Here is a 3,526-nt window from a genome sequence, read left to right as displayed (position 1 = left end):
AGGTGTCTACCAAACAGGGGTCAGGTCCAACAACCAGCGCTAGTACAAAACAGCCAGCGGCCAGTCTTCCCTACTTTGTGGCGGAAGCCCCGGCCGATGTTGTGGTTTTTATCGGGCGCCTGCTTAGTTGTAGTAACTGGCCTTGCCGATGATGCCGTGGACGATTTCAGCGATGTGTTGGGCGTTTGTGCCGGTGCCCTGTTCGATCTGAGTGCGGCAAGAAAAGCCATCAGCGATGACAACCTTGCCTTCCGTGGCTGCCTTCTTCACCTTCGGGAATAGTTCGCGCTCCCCCAGCGCCATGGACACTTCAGCGTGGCCTTTCTCAAAGCCCCAGTTGCCGGCCAGGCCGCAGCAGCCGGTAGCGATCTGTTCCTCGTTGATGCCCAATGCCCGCAGCACGGCAGCGGAATGTTGCGGATCGCCTAATGACTTTTCGTGGCAGTGCACCTGTGTCAACGCGGAGACATCGCCCGGCGCGATGACGCCGGCGGCGACGAATTGCTCAAGGCGCTTGGCAATAAACTCGCTAAACGAGTGGGTGTTGCGCGCCAGGTTTTTAATCACTGCGCCGTATGTCGGGTCGTCGCAAAGCTCAGCGGCTTCATGTTGCAGCATCACGGTGCACGAGGGCTCCACGCCAATCACAGGCAGCCCGCGGTCCAGGTAGGGCTTCATCACCTTGACCGTCTGCCGCAGCACGCGCTTTACCATGTCGAGCTGCCCAGTCGAGTGCCAGGTCAAACCACAGCACACAAACTCCTGCGGTATGACCACCGTGTACCCGAGCGCTTCGAGCACCTCCACCGTGGCCGTCGCGGGTGAAGTACCCAGAGAGGAATTGAAAGAATCCGGCCACAACACCACGGTGCGTTCCCCCGGTGGCAATGGTGGAACTGGAGCGGCCGAAGAAACTGCCTCATCGCTACTTTCCGTGCTTCGGTTTACCGCGGCGTCGCCAAGCACGGGCACCGGCTCATGCTCTTTGTGCCACTTGCGCAGCGAGGTATGCGCGAAGTGGATGAGCGGACGGCCAGCATCCAACCCGGAGACTTTCGCTATAAGCGGCGCCAGTCGCGGCGCAGACATCACCTTATCCAACAGCGTGGGCACCACCGGAATCTTGTGCGCCACGTAGCCCAAAAGCGGCAGCCAGCCCATCACATAATGCGCACCCGGACGCAACTTGCCCTTGTAGTGGTTGTGCAGGAACTCCGCCTTGTACGTCGCCATGTCCACGTTCACCGGGCATTCGGAAACGCACGCCTTGCAGGACAAGCACAGGTCGAGAGCTTCCTCAACCTCTTTGGAACCGAAGCCGTCCTTGATGGACTCGCCACGGAACATCTCACTGAACATGCGGGCACGGCCGCGGGTCGAGTGCATCTCGTCGCCGGTAATCTGGGAGGACGGGCACATCGAGCCTGTCTCACTGCGGCACGCGGATACACCCACGCACCTATTGATGGCGTTGACCAGCGAGCCCTTGTCCTTGCCCAACTTGTGCACCGGCGTGAGCTCAAAGCGTCGCTGCCCCGGCGCCATGCGCAGCCCCTCAGTCACTGCCTCCGGCTTTACTAGAACGCCCGGGTTAAAGAAATTCTCCGGATCGAAAATCTCCTTGAACTGTTCGAATAGCTCGCGCATCTCCTGCGAGTACATGCGGTCCAGCAACGCCGAGCGTGCGCGGCCATCGCCGTGCTCGCCCGAGAGCGAACCACCGTGGGCCGAGACCAACTCCGCTGCCTCATTCATGAAGGATTCGAACTGCGCGATGCCCTCATCCGTGCCGAAGTCGAAGGAGATACGCACGTGCACGCAGCCCTTACCGAAGTGACCAAATGGAATACCGCGCAGCTCATGCTTTGCCATCAAAGCGTACAAATCCCGCAAATAGGCCGCCCGCTTGCTCCTGGCCCACCTTGGAGCGCAGCGCCTCCAACAGGCCGCCGCCCATGCCCTCGATTGTTACCACGTCCGGCATGCGAAGCTTCGCCGCTGCCGCCGCCCTTCTCGACGCACGAGTCGAGGAAATCTGGGACGCTCACACTGGCGAGTTTTAAAGGCGCTTCTTCTTGCGCAGCGGGATTCGGCGGACGATAGCGCGGCGTTCTTGGAGAGTCTCACGGCCGCACAGCCAAGCCACGAGCCCCATGGCGGCCACGCCCGCGCATACCGCGAAGGCTTTGGCGAAGCCGAAGTAGTCCGCCAGGCCGCCAACCACGATGGGACCAAGAATCTGGCCAAAGTCACCGGCCATCTGGAAGGTGGAAAGCACCTGACCGCCGGAGCGCTTGTTGCCCACGACGTCGCCAATAGCGGCAGTCTGCGCCGGATTGATAAGCCCGGAGGCGACGCCGGCAAAAGCCGAGACAATGAGCAGCGTCGGGATGGTATCGGCCAAGCCCATAAGCCCCACGAACACGCCCGTGCCCACCAATCCGATGAGGATCATAGGACGACGGCCGTAGATATCGGCCCACCTGCCAGAAAATTGCAGCACCACAGCGTTTCCCGCAGCGAATACAGCTAGAGCAAAGCCGGAGGCAGCGGCGCCGTTATGAAAGACCGAGGCGGCAAACAACGGCAGCACGGAAACTCGCACGCCCATGTTGATCCAGCCCTGCGCAAAGTTTGAGGTCAACACCGCCCGATACGCGGTATCGTGCCATGCCTCGCTGAGCTTCATCGGCGGCAGCGCCGCGCCCGCAGAACCATCGCGCGAAAGCGAAGGCATGAGAACCCAGACCACAACCGCCGCAAGCGCGACGCCCGCGCCATAAAGCACGAAAGGCCACCTAAAGCCCATAAACGCGAGGCTGGCGCCAAGCAGCGGGCCGATGATATTGCCAAGCAGGAAGGCCGTGGCATAGGTTGCAGAACACTTGCCGCGGATAGTCGGCGGCGAAAGCTTCACGATAAGCCCCATGGCAGAGACCGTGAACATCGTGGAACCGATACCCGCCAGGGCGCGAAAGAGCACGATGTGCCAATACTCCTGGGCCACCGCTACGAGCGCCGTGGTAATCGCCACCGTAAATAGGCCCGTCAGATAGACCCAGCGCGAGCCAAACTTGTCCACGAGCTTGCCCGCACCGGGCGCAAAGATGAGACGGCTGGCGGAGAAAATCGAGACCACCATGCCCGCGGCGGCCATGGATACATCGAAGCTCACCACGAACTGTGGAAGCAGCGGCGCGATGATGCCGTAGCCCAAGGCGATAATGAAGGCCGCCGAGACCATAATCCAAATTTCACGGGGGATCTTTGGCACTGCTTGCGGTTTGGGCTCACCGGCACTTAATTCATCTGCTGCAATAGCTGCTTTTTCATTGTGGGGCATAGCAACATTTACCTTAACCCGCTTGGCAAACCGGCAGCTAAGGATGGAAATGACACTAGAAATAGTTTAGAAAAATCCCAATTCGAACAAATTTTCGCACAATTTTCTTTTCATGTCAGCTACACCAATTAGGTTGTGCGCCATGAAGAACTTCAAGAACTCCCCTGCTTCCACAAACACCTT

General features: G+C 59.8%; 1 protein-coding gene and 1 pseudogene. Both read right to left on the bottom strand.

Annotation, left to right across the window (positions count from 1 at the left end; genetic code table 11):
• Positions 1–123: 123 nt before the first annotated feature.
• A pseudogene (locus HMPREF2724_RS00095) lies at positions 124–1,926 on the bottom strand (FAD-binding and (Fe-S)-binding domain-containing protein); the annotation flags it as partial.
• Between the two features lie 133 nt (positions 1,927–2,059).
• Entirely contained in the window at positions 2,060–3,343 is a 1,284-nt protein-coding gene (locus tag HMPREF2724_RS00090; protein ID WP_082778585.1) for an MFS transporter, read from the bottom strand.
• Between the last annotated feature and the right edge of the window lie 183 nt (positions 3,344–3,526).

It is taken from the genome of Corynebacterium sp. HMSC071F07, from assembly GCF_001810285.1.
GTDB classification, from domain to species: Bacteria; Actinomycetota; Actinomycetes; order Mycobacteriales; family Mycobacteriaceae; genus Corynebacterium; species Corynebacterium simulans.
This window is presented reverse-complemented; position numbering and strand designations above follow the sequence as displayed.

Excerpts from the sequence above, each read along its gene's own strand:
- HMPREF2724_RS00090 (WP_082778585.1), bottom strand. The coding sequence starts at position 3,343 with ATGCCCCACAATGAAAAAGCAGCTATTGCAGCAGATGAATTAAGTGCC.